14 protein-coding genes are annotated in these 16,331 nt (G+C 47.3%); 9 read left to right on the top strand and 5 right to left on the bottom strand.

Features of this window, described 5'->3' with window-relative positions; translation table 11 throughout:
* Both CLV60_RS34425 and CLV60_RS33280 read left to right on the top strand, forming a co-directional pair.
* Positions 1 to 930, top strand: a 930-nt coding sequence (locus CLV60_RS34425; protein ID WP_170118937.1) for a hypothetical protein, incomplete at its 5' end; no start/stop codon positions are given.
* Positions 931 to 932: 2 nt separating this feature from the next.
* Complete coding sequence (locus CLV60_RS33280) at positions 933 to 1,499, top strand: Crp/Fnr family transcriptional regulator (protein ID WP_106599715.1); 567 nt, start codon at positions 933 to 935, stop codon at positions 1,497 to 1,499.
* 43 nt (positions 1,500 to 1,542) lie between these two features.
* Here CLV60_RS33280 and CLV60_RS33275 read toward each other — a convergent pair whose 3' ends face one another.
* A complete protein-coding gene (locus CLV60_RS33275; RefSeq protein WP_106599714.1) occupies positions 1,543 to 2,397 on the bottom strand; it encodes a hypothetical protein in 855 nt (284 codons plus the stop codon).
* Complete coding sequence (locus CLV60_RS33270; RefSeq protein WP_106599713.1) at positions 2,397 to 3,422, bottom strand: type IV toxin-antitoxin system AbiEi family antitoxin; 1,026 nt, start codon at positions 3,420 to 3,422, stop codon at positions 2,397 to 2,399. The genes CLV60_RS33275 and CLV60_RS33270 overlap by 1 nt, the downstream gene beginning before the upstream one ends.
* Before the next feature lie 605 nt (positions 3,423 to 4,027).
* Here CLV60_RS33270 and CLV60_RS33265 point away from each other — a divergent pair.
* Positions 4,028 to 4,294: a hypothetical protein gene (locus CLV60_RS33265; RefSeq protein WP_106599712.1), complete on the top strand. Its 267-nt coding sequence runs from the start codon at positions 4,028 to 4,030 to the stop codon at positions 4,292 to 4,294.
* Between the two features lie 91 nt (positions 4,295 to 4,385).
* Here the strand turns inward: CLV60_RS33265 and CLV60_RS33260 are convergent, their stop codons facing one another.
* The 3 genes from CLV60_RS33260 to CLV60_RS33250 are packed head-to-tail and all read right to left on the bottom strand — an operon-like array spanning position 4,386 to position 10,528.
* Positions 4,386 to 5,834, bottom strand: coding sequence for a peroxiredoxin family protein (locus tag CLV60_RS33260; RefSeq protein WP_170118936.1), 1,449 nt, complete (start codon positions 5,832 to 5,834; stop codon positions 4,386 to 4,388).
* Positions 5,835 to 5,851: 17 nt separating this feature from the next.
* Positions 5,852 to 7,237 carry a RagB/SusD family nutrient uptake outer membrane protein gene (locus CLV60_RS33255; protein ID WP_106599710.1) on the bottom strand — a complete coding sequence of 462 codons (1,386 nt, stop codon included), beginning with the start codon at positions 7,235 to 7,237 and terminating at the stop codon, positions 5,852 to 5,854.
* A 12-nt stretch (positions 7,238 to 7,249) separates the two neighbouring features.
* Complete coding sequence (locus CLV60_RS33250) at positions 7,250 to 10,528, bottom strand: SusC/RagA family TonB-linked outer membrane protein (protein WP_106599709.1); 3,279 nt, start codon at positions 10,526 to 10,528, stop codon at positions 7,250 to 7,252.
* Positions 10,529 to 11,018: 490 nt separating this feature from the next.
* On the opposite strand from CLV60_RS33250, the gene CLV60_RS35130 reads away from it, so the two are divergent.
* The 6 genes from CLV60_RS35130 to CLV60_RS33220 all read left to right on the top strand — a co-directional run bounded on the left by CLV60_RS35130 (position 11,019) and on the right by CLV60_RS33220 (position 16,317).
* Positions 11,019 to 11,252, top strand: coding sequence for a helix-turn-helix domain-containing protein (locus CLV60_RS35130; protein ID WP_106599708.1), 234 nt, complete (start codon positions 11,019 to 11,021; stop codon positions 11,250 to 11,252).
* Positions 11,253 to 11,362: 110 nt separating this feature from the next.
* Positions 11,363 to 12,337, top strand: a complete 975-nt coding sequence (locus CLV60_RS33240; RefSeq protein ID WP_106599707.1) for a hypothetical protein — start codon at positions 11,363 to 11,365, stop codon at positions 12,335 to 12,337.
* A gap of 237 nt (positions 12,338 to 12,574) precedes the next feature.
* Positions 12,575 to 13,072, top strand: coding sequence for a hypothetical protein (locus CLV60_RS33235; RefSeq protein WP_106599706.1), 498 nt, complete (start codon positions 12,575 to 12,577; stop codon positions 13,070 to 13,072).
* Between the two features lie 96 nt (positions 13,073 to 13,168).
* Positions 13,169 to 13,492 carry a DUF4134 domain-containing protein gene (locus tag CLV60_RS33230; RefSeq protein WP_019941326.1) on the top strand — a complete coding sequence of 108 codons (324 nt, stop codon included), beginning with the start codon at positions 13,169 to 13,171 and terminating at the stop codon, positions 13,490 to 13,492.
* Between the two features lie 43 nt (positions 13,493 to 13,535).
* Positions 13,536 to 13,877, top strand: coding sequence for a DUF4133 domain-containing protein (locus tag CLV60_RS33225; protein WP_106599705.1), 342 nt, complete (start codon positions 13,536 to 13,538; stop codon positions 13,875 to 13,877).
* Complete coding sequence (locus CLV60_RS33220) at positions 13,858 to 16,317, top strand: TraG family conjugative transposon ATPase (RefSeq protein WP_106599704.1); 2,460 nt, start codon at positions 13,858 to 13,860, stop codon at positions 16,315 to 16,317. Before CLV60_RS33225 ends, CLV60_RS33220 begins: the two co-directional genes overlap by 20 nt.
* The last annotated feature ends 14 nt before the right edge of the window (positions 16,318 to 16,331 follow it).

Raw genomic sequence — 16,331 nt, 5'->3', positions numbered from 1 at the left:
TGGTCAATTTGCTCCGAAACGGGGTGGTCAATTTCGCCCGGAACAGGTGGTCAGTTTAAACTGAAACGGGGTGGTCAATTTCACCGAATTTTCCAGTATCTGAGCCTGGACGAGCGGGCACCGGCTGCTTACCTTTCCCAAATCAAACGTGAGATGCTTGACAGGTTGGAGCTGCTCAGGCAAGAGCTGTTCGTCCGGGTTGACAACCGGACGCTTACCGATATCGTCTTGCAAAGTCTGAACTATTTCATTTATGATTCTGAAAAAAGGCCGGTCTCATTCCGCGAGGTATTCTACAAAAAAGAACTGCTTGCTGGTCTTGAGAAAATCAGCCATCAGCAGGATGAAACAACGCTGCACGGAGCTGTCGTAGAGCTACTGGTCTATTTGAATTTCAACAGCCGCAGCTTCATGAACTACTACACGCAAAAGCTGGCTCAAAAAATCAATGCTTTCGGTGCCGTGCACGAGAAGATGACAGAACTACTGTTGTCTTACAAGCAATTCAACCAGATGCACCGAAAACCGACGGTCAAACTTAATCCGCATCATGCAGACCTCAAAAAAGTATTGGGCAACTGGTTTGCGCAGGAGATCACCTACCTGGAAAAGAAACATCAGTGGGATGTCTTGCCCCTGCAAAACCAGCAGCAGCCCTCCAAAGCAAAAAGCGACCCTTTCAAAATCATGTGTTTTCTCTCTGTCGATCAGGTCGCATTGACACTACGCGCGATGGATGCAACCCGGGTAGTAAAGGCGAAATCCCTGAATGCAGTCATTCAGACCATCGCCCCCTACCTTTCTACCCCACGCAAGGAAGACCTTTCGCAGGAAAGTATGCGCAATAAGTCCTACGCGTTTGAGCAGGCAGATAAGGCAATCGTGATAAGGATGCTGGAGGGAATGATCAACTGGATCAAAGAATATTGACAATGGAAAGTCCCGCAACAGAGGTCCTGTTTGACAAGCTTAGGGAGTTTGGCAGAGTCCCGGACGAAATGCTTGTCGAGCTAAGTGAGCATATTCAAATAGAAACGTTCAAGAAAGATTCGGAAATCGGGCCAAAAAACATCCGTCAGAACGTGATCTATTTTGTCGCTGCCGGCATCGTAAAGGGCAACTATTTCAATCAATTCGGCAAGGAAGTTGTCACCGGATTTTGGTGGGAAAACATGTTTATTATCACAAAAGATCATGGGACGATTGCCGAACCGGAGCACCTGACGTTTATAGAGGATACTATTCTGCTATCGCTTTCAGCTACCTCGATCGATGTGTTAACTACCAAGTATAGCGAGGCAAGCCGGTTATCAAACAAACTAAACGCGATCGAGCGGAGAAGACTAAGGCAGCGTGCCGAAATCCTGTTACTTCCTGCCGCAGACGCTTACAAAGCATTTCAGCAGTCATATCCCTCGACCAGAATAAAATTACAGGACATTGCCCATTTTCTGGGAATCAGGCCTTTCACGCTCAGCCGGATCAGGGCCTGCCGCTAACAGGCATGGGAAGCGGTTGTCTGATTACCAATCTACCCGCGGACTATTTTGAAGATGGCAGGGCAGTGTTTTCCAGGCCCCACAGGACTTGATTGAGACTGGCTACAACCTGCTGGACTTCCATGCCGCGATCTTTGGCAATCAACCTAATGAATTGGCTTTTCTCGTCAGCAACAATTTCGCCAGACAATATTCTGACAAGCCGCTCATGCAGGGCCCGGTTGTCCTGAGCAATCAACGCCATTTCCCGCCCCAGGACAATCGCGCCAATATCGGTTAACTCCCACTGCTGATTTGAATCTATCTGATCATGATCGGCAAACAGGTCCAGATGGTTCTCATAAATCATTTCGGTATGCATGTCAAAATAATGCAAAAGGATATTGCCGATGTCTTTGGCATCCTTTTGCCTTGCTTCCGGGCGATCGTCGTATGCGATCAGTTTCAGTAATGCAATGCCGGCAATCGTAGCTGCTTTGAAAGTGTTGCCGGTTTGAAACTCGACCTTTTCTGTTCCGCGTTCATAAACCTCCTGCATTCCTGCTACGCTTATTTTTGTCATCCCCTGCCCTTCCAATAATATAGAGCCCGATGAAGCAATTTCTCCGAACGGTAGTAAATCGATCTGGTATTTTTCCGGCGAGATCAAAACGTAAGCGTTTCCCCGGAGCGGAACGTAATTTTTGTTTTCTATCAAGTGGTTTTTTACCGCCTCATACTCCTGCTCACTTCCCACCAGGACTGCAAAATCCACATCCCTGGTTGCTCTTGAGTTGATTTTTGAGCGCTGGTACCAAATGTCCCTGGCCAGCGCGCCAATCAGGTAATAGTCTACCCCTAGCGTACCCATTGCCTGCTCAATGGTATCCAAAACTGGTTTTAGTGCGCTGTAATCCATCAGATATCAAAGGTGTTGCTTAGCTTCTGTTGATAAATCAGGGTTGCGGTTTCTATACACCTTTGATCACCTGTTAGCAATAGGTCCGCATATGTGATCAGATCAGGTGTAGTGATGTGCTGCGTATCACTTGCAGCATCCGTCCAGAATTTTTTAAACAGTCTTAGATTGCCCCCCTGTTTAGGGATCAAATGCAAAGCCTTTGCGACCTCGCTTTTACCAACACCGATATAAATAGTCCATTGCTCGGGGGACAAATGACCTGTTACAAGATCTGCTGCAGGTTCACCGCCCCACAGGGCTCCCTGGGGAAGGCTCGCGCGTTTCCAGTTGATCGTATCCCGCATTTGGTAGTCACCCACTAGCAGAGATGGTTTAAGAACGTTGCCATATCCGACCAGCCAATGCTCCAGAAGCTGCTTTTTATTATCGAGCACCAAACGATTTTTATTCACCCGTAGCAGATATCCAGCCTCTTTGAGTGCGGTCATGGCTTCATTGATAGTCCCCAAAGCTACACCGGCAAGCGAAGCTAAGTCCCGGTAAGAGTAGTTGATGGCATCTGGATTTTGCAGTAACGCAAAGACTACCTTCAGACCAGCTTTTGTGAACGCCCGGTTCGTCCTGACTACCCCTATCCCATTGTAGACGCCCTTCTGCCCCTCTATCCATAGCAAGATGTCTCCATGGCTGATATAGCTGTTACCGGCTGCGTCCAGATAGGATATTCGATGCTCACGTAGTCCCGCCTTCTGAGCGGGGTACAACCTGTCGGATATCAGCAAGAGAGGGCTGTAACGAGCGGCCTGCTCCACCAAGCTATTCATCTGGTATTCGCGGAATTCACGCTTGACCTCCACTTTGAACCTTAGCTGGTTACCATTGAGGTGAAGCAGAACTTCCCCATCAATACCCTTGCCAAATTGAGAGTCCTCTTTAAGCCACTTACCTTCAATGCCGGTATGCGCCTTCAAATTCGCCAGGGCCTGTTCCGCAATTTCTTGTTCACGCAGCATGTTGTTCATTTTTCATTACTGTTCACGAGCAGTGAACAATCAAAAATAATGAACAAAAATTAAATTTACAAATGTACCGGCACCTGATTCATTCTGGATAGGCAGACACAGCTTCTTGTCATGCAGCCCCCGCTCAATTTATCCAGTTACTCGGCTCGGAGTCTTTTCCGCGCCCCACGTCTTCTTTTCCAAAAATAAGCCGCCCTTTACCCTTCAAAGCACTATCGCTCCGGTGACGATCCAACCTGCGAGTGCAATTCCAACTACCTTGGACCAGACGCTCCAAACTAACAACTGCAAACTTGCCGTCCACGGGTCAAATCAATACGCAGTTCGGAAGACTATGTAAATAAAGACTAACTACCCCTGTAACAAAGCACTAAGATCTTCTAAAGCCTCTCGCCAAAACAGAACACCTACCCTCAGATAACTCTTCCCTTACCCTATTCAATCACTTCTTGCCTTTTGTGCAGTAATCTCAGAGCCAGCCAATCCTAATTTAGCCAAGTAACTCACTGACAACGATATTCAATTTGGCCAAATGAATCAGGAGAAAGCCGAACCCTGCAAAAAGTAGGCACATCATTTCATACTTAATTCTTATACCAATGAAAATGAAGCGCATTTTTTTGTCGATCGTCGCCGCTGTCGCGATTTTTGGAGCATCTTTTGCTATCAATTCACCCAAGCCTGTACTGGCAGACTTCACTGTGACTGGTGAAACGGGCGCATCTAATGAGTATTACACTGTCTCGACTACGCCTGATCCTGATTGCCAGGAAACCGGTGCTCAGGTATGTAAAATCAGCACTTCGGCCACTCCTGACGCCCAGGGACGCATCCTGAAATCGCAAGCAACGGTGACTGGGCGCAAACCTTAATGCCTAAAATCGGGAAGTAAGCGTGCTACGGCGCACGATCCCGACAGACAATGAAGGAGAGGGATTCCATACGGAACCCCTCTTTTCCTTATTAACGGGTGCTCACTTTACTTAAAATACTGATCAGGTTGGCACTGTCTAAGAGGTGCAAATCCTGCGAATCAAAATCTGCTATTCTACCGTCTTTGTCGACGATAATCAACGTGGGAAAAACAGCAATTCCATACAAGCTTGAAATTTCATGCTTGAACCCCGCCCCGGCTGTGTACAAATTTGTGGCCAGTTCAGAGGTGTACTGATTGCTTCTGATACTCTTCATCCATCGCTCCCGACCTCGATCCATCGATATTGCGATGAACTCGATGCCCTTTCCATGCAACTGCTTTTCAACTTTGGAAAGTACCTTGCTGTAATACTGCTCGCAGCCTCCGCATCCAGTGTACCATAAATCAATTAGGACGGTTTTGCCTTTGAAGTCCGAAAGTTTGACAAGCTTACCAGTTGTATCCGGCAATTCAAAATCAAACATTGGTTTTCCCTTCGCCCTGACATCCATTGAATGTACGACCTGCCGGCAATCTTTATCGCGAATCTTGCTTAACACCTGCGGCAGATAATAGGTATGGTTTTTAACCCTACCCAGCACTAATGTATAAGTTATTCTCCGGTCATTGAGAAGGCTGGATGGTGCTGACAGCAATGTATCGAGCAACGCGTCAGCGTCGAACTTTTTGCCAACAGGCAGCACGCTCATTTTTTGCCGTTCAAACCAGTAGTAAATGTATGACCAGCTATTGGCAAGAATTTCCTGATCAAATCCCCAGTCGAAATAATTGTCTATTTCCCGAAGCGCATCATCCTTTTTTTCGGGCGTCATCTCAGCCATTTTTTCCTTCAAACCACGAAGCTTTGTCGTCGGGTGTTGGTAAATAATCTCGGCCTTCAACTGTTGATACTCCGGATCTGTCAATACACTCTTTTGCGAATCAAGGACGGCAATCCCGGCTTGTATTCTTTGGCATTGTGGCTCAAGGTAGTTTGCCCTTTCCGCATCGGTTGAGCCGGTAAGGGCAAAGGCCGAATCTGACAATGCCTTTGCCCTGTGCTGAGCAGCCCTGTAACCTTGAAAGTTGTAAGTAAAATCAAATGTTGGCTGGTTGTTCTGCGGAGCACTTCCAGGTCTTTTTGCAATATGAATCGTTAGCTGGCCATCTCCGTGCCAGTAATATTGATACAGCATTGTGTCGAAGCTAAACGAGACGCCTTTCAGATAGGGATTGATGCTTTGGTCGAGCCGCTTGAGAATACTAAATCGCACCGGACCGTCGACCTGCACATCGAACTTATAATCCCCCTGCTCACTCCGGGCTGCTGAAACCACTTTTGGCTTTATGGCGCTTGGGAAAAATGTAGTGTAGTATTCCAAAAACAAGGAATCGCCCGGCCTGGCTAAATCGTAGGTCACGCTTATTTGCATTCTCGACGCAAATACGCTCCCGTTCAGCCCAAGGAAAAGGACTGATAAAAAAAGATATTTCATAATCATTGGTTTGGTTACTATCGCAGGTTTTGCTCGACAGAGCTCAGGTGTATTTCCTGATCCGGAAATGGGAATACCCAACGGGGATCGCCGGATTTTAATTCGTAGCGGACACCTTGATAAAGGCGCGTCAAGGGCCGATCCAGTGGAAGACGTCTTAAATCCTCCCAGCGTAACTGTCCGGTAAAGGCGAGTTCTTTACGCCGTTCGGTCATAATAAAATCAAGGGAAGACTGTTCGCTCTGATGAATGTAGGGCTTAAAGCTGCCCGACTTAAACCTGTTTGACAGAAGTCTATTTGTTAGCTCTACACCTTCCGATGCACTGCCTGTTCTGGCCAGCGCTTCGGCTTGAATAAGTAGAATCTCGTTTGTTGCGATACCTCCGAAATTGTAATAAGTGCCGCTGTAAGATCCTGTGAAGGTTGGCTTGCCTGTCGGATCGAGACGAAAAAATAGTGTTTTTCTTAAATCGCCCTCCGAATACGAGTCATACAGTGTACTGTCAACATTGGCAACTCCGTAAACCGGCCATACTGATGCCCAGGACTGGGAGGTTGCATAAAAAACAATCTCAGGATTGGAATGTGGATTCGAATAGGCTGGAAAAACGAAGGATTCTGTGGACTTGATCAACTTACTATTAAAATCAAGCAGCTCGATTTTCCCCGTGAGCGCATCCTTTGCGTACTGCTTTGCATTTGCATAATCACCCATGGCCAGATAAACTTTCGCCAACATCCCCCGGCACGCACGTTTGCCAGGCCTGCTTGGATAGGCCGGGTTTTCAGGGAGCAACACCAGAGCCTGTTTCAGATCAGCGAGAATAAATTCGTAGGTCTGAGCAACGGTTGACCGCTTAACCCCGATATTAGGGTCCGGCAAAGTCCTCAATTGAAGTCCCGGATCACTTGAGGCAGTTTGTGGGTGAAAGGGTTTACAAAATAACTGAGCGAGCGAATAGTAGGCGTAAGCCCGGCAAAAACGTGCCTGCCCCTGGATTTGATCCGCTACCGTTTGCCTATCATTGGTAAGAGTCAATTTATCAAGACCCTCAAGGACTATGTTAACTGCCGAAATCTTGTTATAGGGAGACGAGAAATCGCTGGAAGGCGCCGTCTGAAATAGGTCTTTGGCCCACAAATACGCATTCCGTTCGATTTGCCGTGCGGCAGACAAGTTCTTGTCTGAGAAATACAGATTGTCCGTCCCTAAGAGCCCAAGCATCGGGTAATTGGCATTGAACGAGTTGGCATTGTCCAGGATTGCCTGCATGTCTGCCAGTGAGCCGGGAGCCACATCCGATAGGCTACGTTTGACATCCAACCATTCATTCTGCTTCTGGCAGGAAACTGAAAATGCTGCCATACAGGCAATGACTATCATAGATAAGATATTTTTCATTTGCAGAAATGATTAGAAACTTGTCCGAAACCCGATTGATATTGAGGAAGGCGCCACCAATGCATGCCTTGTTGTCACGCTGACATAATCTGGGTCGAGACCTTGATGGTTTGCACGCCATACGATGCCCAGATTATTAGCGTACAAATAGACCTGGGCGCTTGATAAGCGTTTGGAAACTGATGCGATATCGAAGGACAAGCGTATGTCCTGAAAACGGAAATGGTCTCCTTTCTCGACTAACGCTGATGCGTATTGGTAGAAAGTGTTTCGCGTGTCATTGGAAGGGTAAACCAGTGCGGGAACGTTTGTTATCTTCTCGTCACCCGGAGATTTCCAGCGGTCGTTATAATCCTTGTGCGCTTTACCCGCGAGAATATCGGCGTAGTTTAGACTGGTCGAAGTCCGCCGGAAAGAGTAGCCCATCTTATAGGTGATGTTAAAAGAAAGCGACCAGGGGCCGAGACTAAAGTCGTTGCGCACCGAGCCAAACCAGGTAGGTACTGCTGAGCCGTGAAATACGAGGCTATCGGGTTGGAAATTGGAAATGATCCTAGAATACTCTTTACTGGATTCCCCGCCATATCTGCCAAGAGGTTCTCCGTTGATATCTATCCCGTTCCAGTCATAGCTGTAGAGGGAATAAAGTGGCTTTCCTTTGACTGCGATTCTCGTGTCGCCTTGCGACTGAATACTGTTCGCCGTCAATGGTGCGCCATACCGGTCAACGCGGTCGGCAAGGTGGCTTAAAAGCCAAACCGTTTGCCAGCGGAGCCTACCGCGCATGTTATCACTACGAAGAGTCAGATCAAATCCCTTCGTTGTCGTTGCCGCTGAATTGCCGTACATCGAGCTGAAGCCTGCCGATGGCGCCAGCGTCAGCCTTTGGATCAGATCAGTGCCTTTTTTGACATAGAATTCCAAGCTTGCAGATATCCTTTCGGACCTGGTCGCAAATTCTACTGCGATATTGGTTGTTTTGACAGTTTCCCATCGAAGGTTTGGGTTGGGCGCCAGCAGTTCCGTTATTCCCGGCAGGCCTGTCAGGCTATTCGTAAAATATGTACCCGTAGCATAAACCGACCCTTGGTAAACATTTCCGGCAGAACCGTAAGAGCCTCTCAATTTCAGATACGGCAGCCACGGCACGTCGTAGAACCGCTCATTGGAAACAGACCACGCCCCTCCTACCGACCATAATGGCGTCACTTTGTCATTTGTCCTTGCGCCAAAGATATTAGCCCCGTCCCTGCGTGCACTGGCGGAAATGACATATCGCTTCGCATAAGCGTAAGAGCCGTTCGCGTAATAGGAGATGAACCGGTTCAGATATCCCTGCATGCTGCCTTCCGGCGCTGCAATGAGCGACATCCCCGAAGGCTGGGTAGCCAATGCTTTTGAAAAATCAAGATTGTTCGCACTCACGCCTGTTTCGGGATTGTAACCGTAGGAAACCCTGTCAAATCCCGTGGTGCGAAGCTGACGAACTTCTGCTCCGGCCAGGACATTGATACTGTGGGCCCCGTAGGTCTTGTCAGCATTCAGTTGTAGACGTGCGTTATGAGCGTAGTATTCGGCCTGGTTCAATTGCAAAACCCCGCCGGTTGGCACCTGGCGCGTGAGGGTCCAATCTGGATTGATCAGAGTAAACCTGTTGATAAGGTCGCGGCTATAATAGCTGTCAGCCGTGTTCAGGATTTGCGCTGCGATTGACTGTCTTTCAAAAGCGTATTGTGTCTGGGCACGAAGCCAACTCGCGAATGAATACGAAATTGCAGATTTTACCAGCAAATCGGTTGTTTTGCTCTTCTTGCTTCCCAGCGCTGCCTCCTGAAGCGGACGGTACTCCCAGTCTAAAAAGCCTGCTTCCGTTGCTGATGCTTTATAAGCCTGATCAAAATCCTTCGCGATCGGTAGCGGATTACCATTTTCGTCGGCTAACTGCGCATAGGGATAAAGATCGCCATACTTGCCCCCTGGTGTGATTGACCCGTACTGATTACGATGGTTCCGCTCACTATTCAGAAAGGAGCTGTAATGAAGGCCGAAGCTTACGTCCAGACCCTTGATAGGTGTCAGTGTGTTTTCCGAAGTCAGGGTCAACCTGTTGTCAAGGTTCCCGACGATCGTATGCCTGTTATAGTCGTAGCCACCAGAGATACGGTAAGTAGATTTGGATGCTCCTCCACTAAGCGCGATCGCGTATTGCTGGCGAGCTGCACTCTGATAGACGTAGCGGTCAAAATCTCGCCTTACGTCAAGTGTGGCAAGCCTATCTAACCGCTCTTGCGCCTGCTCGGGCGATAGCGTTCCACTTCGCTGCACTGCCAATATGGCTACGGCCGGGGAAATAATCGGCTTATTGCCGCTACCAGAGATATCAGAGTTGAAATATCCACGGTTGAAAAGCTCTGTTTCAACTTGAATATATCCTCGAGCTTCCAGGTAGTTAGGATCTTTATAAACGTCGGGCTTTGACACCAAACTGAGGTTGGCGGTAAGTTCGGTCTTCAGGGGCTGGTTTCTATTTCCTTTTTTCGTCACGATCACTATGACTCCGTTACCAGCACGCGCGCCCCAGATCGATGCTGCCGCAGCATCCCTCAAAATTGTCATCGATTCGACATCATTGGGATTGATATTAGCAAGACTGCCTTCAAAAGGGAAGTTATCGACCACGATCAGCGGATCCCTGCTCACAAACGTCGAACTGGCCAGCGTGCTTTCACCGCGAATGCGGATTCCCAGGCTCCGTGAAAGCGGATTTGCCCCGGTAGGATTGACGCCCTGTCCCTGCACGGCCAGGCCCGAGACATTTCCGACCAGCCGTTCCAGCAAGTTCGTAGACACGGACCGGTTGATCAAAGCGTTGTCAACGTGTACAAACGATCCGGTAGCGCGTTCTTTTGGGATTGTCTGGTAGCCTGTAACGGCAACCTCATTGAGCATGGCGGCGTCGGCAATCATGTCGATAACTAGAGCTGATCGTTGAGGCAGGTAGATCAGCGTATCAACCGAACTGTATCCTATATACGAAATAACAATTCTGGCAGTATCCGTCAGAACCTGCAATTTAAACCTGCCCTGCTCGTCCGTTGTTGTTCCAATGGCGGCCGCCTTAATCTGAACATTGGCACCAGGAAGCGGCGCCCCGGAAGCGGTAAGCTGCCCGGAAATCGTATGGGTCTGCTGCGCGAGCAGGCCAGCCGTTGAGTAAAAGATACAAAAAGGTGTCAGAAGAAGGACATAGCAAAGGCATAGTCCTCCCCTTCGGCAATAAAGATGTTTCATTGCTTAGTCGATAAGGAGTGATGGTAAATCCAGAAACGTTAGGCGGCACTTAGGCCCGTAAACCTACTGAGGCTTGCGAATAATAAGTTGGAAAATCAGGGAGCAGAACATAGGCAAGAAATTGGTTTTGCCGCGCTACGGCGGAATGGAACAAACTACTATGTCACTCGATTAGTTTGATTCCTAACCCATTTCCGGAAAAGGGCGTGGAGTCAAACCTAAAAGTAATCGTGGCCCTAGGAAAGCCTTTGCACAGATAAGTTTGCCCACGCCCGGGTCGTGAGCTAATCTACTTATCATCCCGTGCATATCAAAATTTCCTAGGTTTCGATTACGAGACTCAAAGCGATGCCTTCGGATAATTTGAAGTGTCGCGTGTGCAGGTCATCAGAGATAAAACCCGCCAAAATGTCTAGCAGCAAATATAAGAAATAATAATACATAGCCATAGCTATGTATAAAATTTATTTACCAGCTATTCCTTCGCTGAATGGCAAAGATAACCGAATTGGAGCAGTATGTGATCGATCGAGTTAAGGCTCGAAGGTTAGAACTTGGGATTTCCCAGAAGGAATTAGCTCACCTATTGAATGCTTCCGAAGGTTGGGTGGGTCTTGTTGAAAGCACGAAAACAGATGACAAATACAGCCTTCGTCGGATCAATGATTTGGCAAAAATTCTGAATTGCTCCCCAAAGGATTTTCTTCCGGACTCACCTTTCTGACATATTTTGTCAGAAAATTTTGGCTTTACTTTGGTTAACCATACCGGTTAAACCTAGCAATTGATTTCAGCATCAATTGATCGTTTACTAAACCCTAGAAATATCCCTACTTGAAAAAGCGAGACCATATCGAGTTCGGCGTCATCCTCGGTTTGGACCGAGCAATGATCCTTCAGCAATCGGAACTGATTTCCGCTGACTTGACTTACTTTCCAGAGAACTCTCAACCACATATCTATTTAATTTGCAAAAGGCCACGAATCTCATTTGATCCGGAACGGATTGAGATTAAAGAGGGGCTTTTAACGTTGGGCATAAACGTACAAAGGCAATCGAGTTTTGAGAAACACACATATTCAATGTTCCATAATTGGAAATCGGAAAACATTGAATGGGATTGCCCCTATCCCTATACCTTCTTGACTCTTAAACCAATTGGTCGAAAACCATTCAGAATCAAAGCCGCTGCGATGGCTCAAATTGCGGCAAACTACACCGTTCAGGACGATTACTTGGACTTAGAGGTTTTGTATGTTGGACAAGCATATGGTAAGGATGGGGCCAGAACGGCGCCAGCGAGGATTCTTAATCACTCTACTCTGCAATCGATTTATGCCGACGTTCCACAAAAAAATCCTGATTATGAAGTATGGCTCATTTTATGTTCATTCTTTCAAACAATAGTTACTTCTCTAGATGGAATTTCAGAGTCGAAAAATGATTTTGGGGAAGGTCAAAAAGACAAATTGTTTGAAAAATTAACACGAGAAGGAATTGGTCGTCGCCAAGAAGTAAATATAGCAGAGGCAGCCTTAATCAGATATTTTCAGCCCACTTATAATGTGGTCTATAAGTGGTCATTTCCGAAATTTGGGCATCAAGGATATTTGGAATGCTATGAGCTAGGCATAAACTCGATAACGATTGAATTGGCAACGGTTGAACAGTTGAACTGCCAACTATACAGTTCACATACTGAGCGAAAGCATGACCATATCTTTCACTACACTCTACATACCGAAGAGGACAAACAAAATATGTACCAGTTTTTTCCTGACTTCCAAGTTCCAGGCCTCCAAAATTAGGTTGATCGAGATTCCTGTTATCCTTTTCTTCAGCCGAACGAACCAGCGCAACACCCACTAAACGAGTCCTCTACTCGCTTTTTTGCAACCGCTTGATTTAGGGTTGCAAAAGGGTTGCAACAAAAGTTGTACTTTTTTGCAACCCCAAATCGCCGGTTACTTTGTAGCACAACATCGGCAGAAAGGCGTGAGCAAAGCTTCCGATGGCAAGTATCATCATCACAAAAAACTGTCGTCATGATCATTGAGCATCCATGGAAATCCTATGCGACTATCGCCGGTTTATCAACGGCCATCTATTATGCCGTTATCGGCTGGCAATACTACCTGCCTGAAATTAAATCCTGGTTGGGGCAGAGACACAAGCCTGTCCAGCTTCGAGAAATCAACAGTCCATCGAGCGACACTACAGAAGAATCAGTCCAGCAAGAGATCGACGAAAGCGAACTGGTGGATGATCTGAGCGAAGCTCCGGAGTGGCAAAGCGAGGAAATGTTCGAAACTGCTGAAAAACTGTCCACCCACCTGATCTCGGAAATTGAAGAGGCGCACAGCAAGGAATACAGCAAACCTGATCTGATCCTGATGATGCAAATGATTCTCAAAAATTATTCAGTGCTCAAAGGCACGCCGTTCCAGAAGGTGATCAACAACCGAATTGAATCGGAATGCGCAAAATACGGCTCCATACACCTCAGCGAGGGTGAAATGATTGAGGTTTGGAGGAAGGTGTGATGGAAGCCCGCCCCTGAATTTGGCCCTTCCGCGTCTGCGGAAGGTGCCATCCAGGGGGTCTTGACTGGAATGTTCAACTAAAACGGATAGAGGGGTATGAAAAAGTGGAGAAAGAATCCAGGGCCGAGGTATGCCCTGGCGTTGACAGTATTCGGTATGGCTGCTTCCATCAAGGCATTTGCACAGGACGGTGCTGCCGGGATCCAGGAAGCAGATTCACAGGTTAGGTCCTACTTTGAGCCGGGCACAAATCTGATGTACGCGATCGGTGCAGTACTTGGTCTGGTGGGTGCAGTCAAGGTATTTCAAAAATGGAACGCCGGGGATCAAGACACTGGCAAAGTTGCGGCAGCCTGGTTTGGAAGCTGTATTTTCCTGGTGGTTGTAGCAACGGTTTTACAATCGTTTTTCGGCCTGTAACGCCTCACGTATAGCAGGTTACGTTACAAAAATTTGATTGATTATGTCCAGAACAAGCTATCCCATTAACAAGGGAATAAATCGCAGCATCGTGTTTAAAGGCCTGAAAGGGCAATACATCTGGTACATGGGCGGTGCAATGTTCGCAGTGATGGTTATATATGCACTCATGTATATCCTTGGAGTAAATACCTACCTAAGCCTTTTAATTGCTATAGTGGCGGCAGGTGCTGCAATCACAACGGTATATCACCTGAGTGAAACCTACGGTGAGCACGGCCTAACCAAGGCCTTAGCCGCACATCGCCTACCGATTGCGATTAAATCCAGGACCAGAATACGCTTCATTAAACCGCGAAATGCACATGGAAAGATTGTTGGATGAGATATTGCCTGTTCTGGACATTGAACATGATTTAATACTTTCGAAAGAAGGGGATGTGACGATTGTTTTCAATGTCGAACTACCTGAAATATTCACGCTTTCGGACGCTCAGTATGAAGTCTTCCACCAGACTTGGGTGAAAGCGATCAAGGTGTTACCATTTAAAACGGTGCTGCAAAAGCAAGACTGGTTTTTATCGAAGACGACCCGGTTTGCCGCCAATGAAGACAACAGCTTTCTAAGTCAAAGCAGCGACATTTTCTTTTCCGGAAGGCCTTACCTTGCCCATCAGTGTTTTCTGATGTTGACCAAGTCAGCAAACGAACGCAGACTCTCAAGTTCGCTGGTTTCAAACCTGGTCAAGCCGACGATTGTGCCCAAACAAACCATTTCAAAAGTTGCTATTGACGAGTTTCTTGACAGCTGCGGCCAGTTTAGGCGGATTCTCGAAGACAGCGGATTTGCCAGGCTGAGGCAGCTCACTGACTTGGAACTGCTCAGCCAAAGGCGAAAAGTCGGATTGGTAGAACAGTACGCATATCTAGTCACCGAGCCTGGTCATCGGGTTTTACGCGATTATCTTTTCAAAAACAGCGTCCAGGTTGGAGACCGGCATTGTAGCCTGTACACGCTGGCCGACGCTGCTGATCTGCCATCTCAATGTGCTTCACAGACCATTTTTGAAAAATATTCAACAGACCGGACCAAATTCAGTATCGGCTTTGCAAGCCTGTTGGGTGAATTGCTGCACTGCAATCATATTTACAATCAATACGTGTTCATTGGCGACACTGAGAAAACACTCAAGAGGCTCGAAAGCAAACGCCTCAGGTTGCAGTCCTTGTCTTTGTACGCCCGAGAGAACAGCCTGGCGTTGGATGCAACCAACGAATTTTTAAACGAAGCGATCCGAGAGCAGCGCCTGCCGGTTAAGGCCCATTTCAATGTGCTTGCCTGGACGGAGGACATCGCTGCCGTAAAGGAATTGAAGAGCATGATCTCATCGGCACTTGCCCAACTGGATACATCAGCAAAACTGGAGACCGCCGGAGCCCCCCAGATATTCTGGGCGGGCATACCGGGAAACGCAGCGGATTTTCCCATGAACGACACCTTCGATACGTTCGCAGAGCAGGCAGCATGCTTTTTCAATATAGAAGCTCCTTACAGATCTTCGAAGGGTACGTTCGGCATCCGTTTGGGGGACCGGCTTACCGGAAAACCGGTCTTGGTCGATATTTCGGACGAACCGATTAAAAAGGGGATTTGTACGAACCGAAATAAATTTATTCTCGGCCCGTCCGGCAGTGGAAAAAGCTTTTTCACCAATCACATGGTCAGAAGCTATTACGAGTCCGGTGCGCATATTGTACTGGTTGACGTCGGGCATAGCTACAAAGGCTTATGTGACATGGTATCGGGTTACTATTTCACCTACGACGAAAAAAATCCTATCAGGTTCAACCCCTTTTACATCTCAGGCAGTGATGTCCTTGATACCGAAAAGAAGGAAAGCATTAAAACGCTTCTATTAGCGCTATGGAAAAAAGATGATGAAACCTTCAAAAGGTCAGAGTATGTCGCGCTATCTAATGCTTTGACGCTGTATTATCAGAAGCTCTCAACCACGGGCGTTTTCCCTTGCTTTGACACTTTCTATGAATTTTTAGTCAGCGACTTCAAGCCGGTCCTCAAAACTGAGCAGGTTAAAGAACAGGATTTCGACATGGGAAATTTTCTTTATGTGCTCAGGCCGTATTATCGTGGTGGTGAATTCGACTACCTGCTCAATGCACGAGAAAATTTGGATCTTCTCAGCGAACGTTTCATCGTATTTGAGCTAGACAATATCAAAGAACACCCAATCCTTTTTCCAATCGTGACGATCATTATTATGGAGGTGTTCATCTCCAAAATGCGAAAGTTAACCGGGGTCCGGAAAGTAATCCTGATCGAAGAGGCCTGGAAAGCAATCGCGAAAGAAGGAATGGCTGAATACATCAAGTACCTTTTTAAAACGGTGCGTAAATTTTTTGGAGAAGCGATCGTGGTCACTCAAGAGGTAGAGGATATCATTTCCTCCCCGATCGTCAAACAGGCAATCATCAATAATTCAGACTGCAAAATCCTGCTTGATCAATCCAAGTACCAGAACAAATTCGATCAAATACAGGAGCTGCTCGGGCTAACCGAGAAAGAGAAATCCCTCGTGCTGTCGGTCAACAAAGCGAACGATCCGCTGCGAAGATATAAAGAGGTGTTCATAAGCCTTGGCGGGACGCTATCAAAGGTGTACCGTACCGAGGTGAGCCTGGAAGAGTACCTGACCTATACCACCGAACAGACTGAAAAGATCAAGGTCGCAGAATATTCCGCGCGTCTTGGAAGTATTCAGGCGGGTATCCAGCAGCTGGCAAGTGAAATGCGATCAAAATCATAACCAGACCCAAAGAA

Origin of the sequence: Dyadobacter jiangsuensis, assembly GCF_003014695.1 — a bacterium.
GTDB classification, from domain to species: Bacteria; Bacteroidota; Bacteroidia; order Cytophagales; family Spirosomataceae; genus Dyadobacter; species Dyadobacter jiangsuensis.
This window is presented reverse-complemented; position numbering and strand designations above follow the sequence as displayed.

Bases quoted from the DNA above. Each gene is read 5' to 3' on its own strand.
- CLV60_RS33280 (WP_106599715.1), top strand. From the start codon at position 933: ATGGAAAGTCCCGCAACAGAGGTCCTGTTTGACAAGCTTAGGGAGTTT.
- CLV60_RS33275 (WP_106599714.1), bottom strand. From the start codon at position 2,397: ATGGATTACAGCGCACTAAAACCAGTTTTGGATACCATTGAGCAGGCA.
- CLV60_RS33270 (WP_106599713.1), bottom strand. From the start codon at position 3,422: ATGAACAACATGCTGCGTGAACAAGAAATTGCGGAACAGGCCCTGGCG.
- CLV60_RS33265 (WP_106599712.1), top strand. From the start codon at position 4,028: ATGAAGCGCATTTTTTTGTCGATCGTCGCCGCTGTCGCGATTTTTGGA.
- CLV60_RS33260 (WP_170118936.1), bottom strand. From the start codon at position 5,834: ATGAAATATCTTTTTTTATCAGTCCTTTTCCTTGGGCTGAACGGGAGC.
- CLV60_RS33255 (WP_106599710.1), bottom strand. From the start codon at position 7,237: ATGAAAAATATCTTATCTATGATAGTCATTGCCTGTATGGCAGCATTT.
- CLV60_RS33250 (WP_106599709.1), bottom strand. From the start codon at position 10,528: ATGAAACATCTTTATTGCCGAAGGGGAGGACTATGCCTTTGCTATGTC.
- CLV60_RS35130 (WP_106599708.1), top strand. From the start codon at position 11,019: ATGGCAAAGATAACCGAATTGGAGCAGTATGTGATCGATCGAGTTAAG.
- CLV60_RS33235 (WP_106599706.1), top strand. From the start codon at position 12,575: ATGATCATTGAGCATCCATGGAAATCCTATGCGACTATCGCCGGTTTA.
- CLV60_RS33230 (WP_019941326.1), top strand. From the start codon at position 13,169: ATGAAAAAGTGGAGAAAGAATCCAGGGCCGAGGTATGCCCTGGCGTTG.
- CLV60_RS33225 (WP_106599705.1), top strand. From the start codon at position 13,536: ATGTCCAGAACAAGCTATCCCATTAACAAGGGAATAAATCGCAGCATC.
- CLV60_RS33220 (WP_106599704.1), top strand. From the start codon at position 13,858: ATGGAAAGATTGTTGGATGAGATATTGCCTGTTCTGGACATTGAACAT.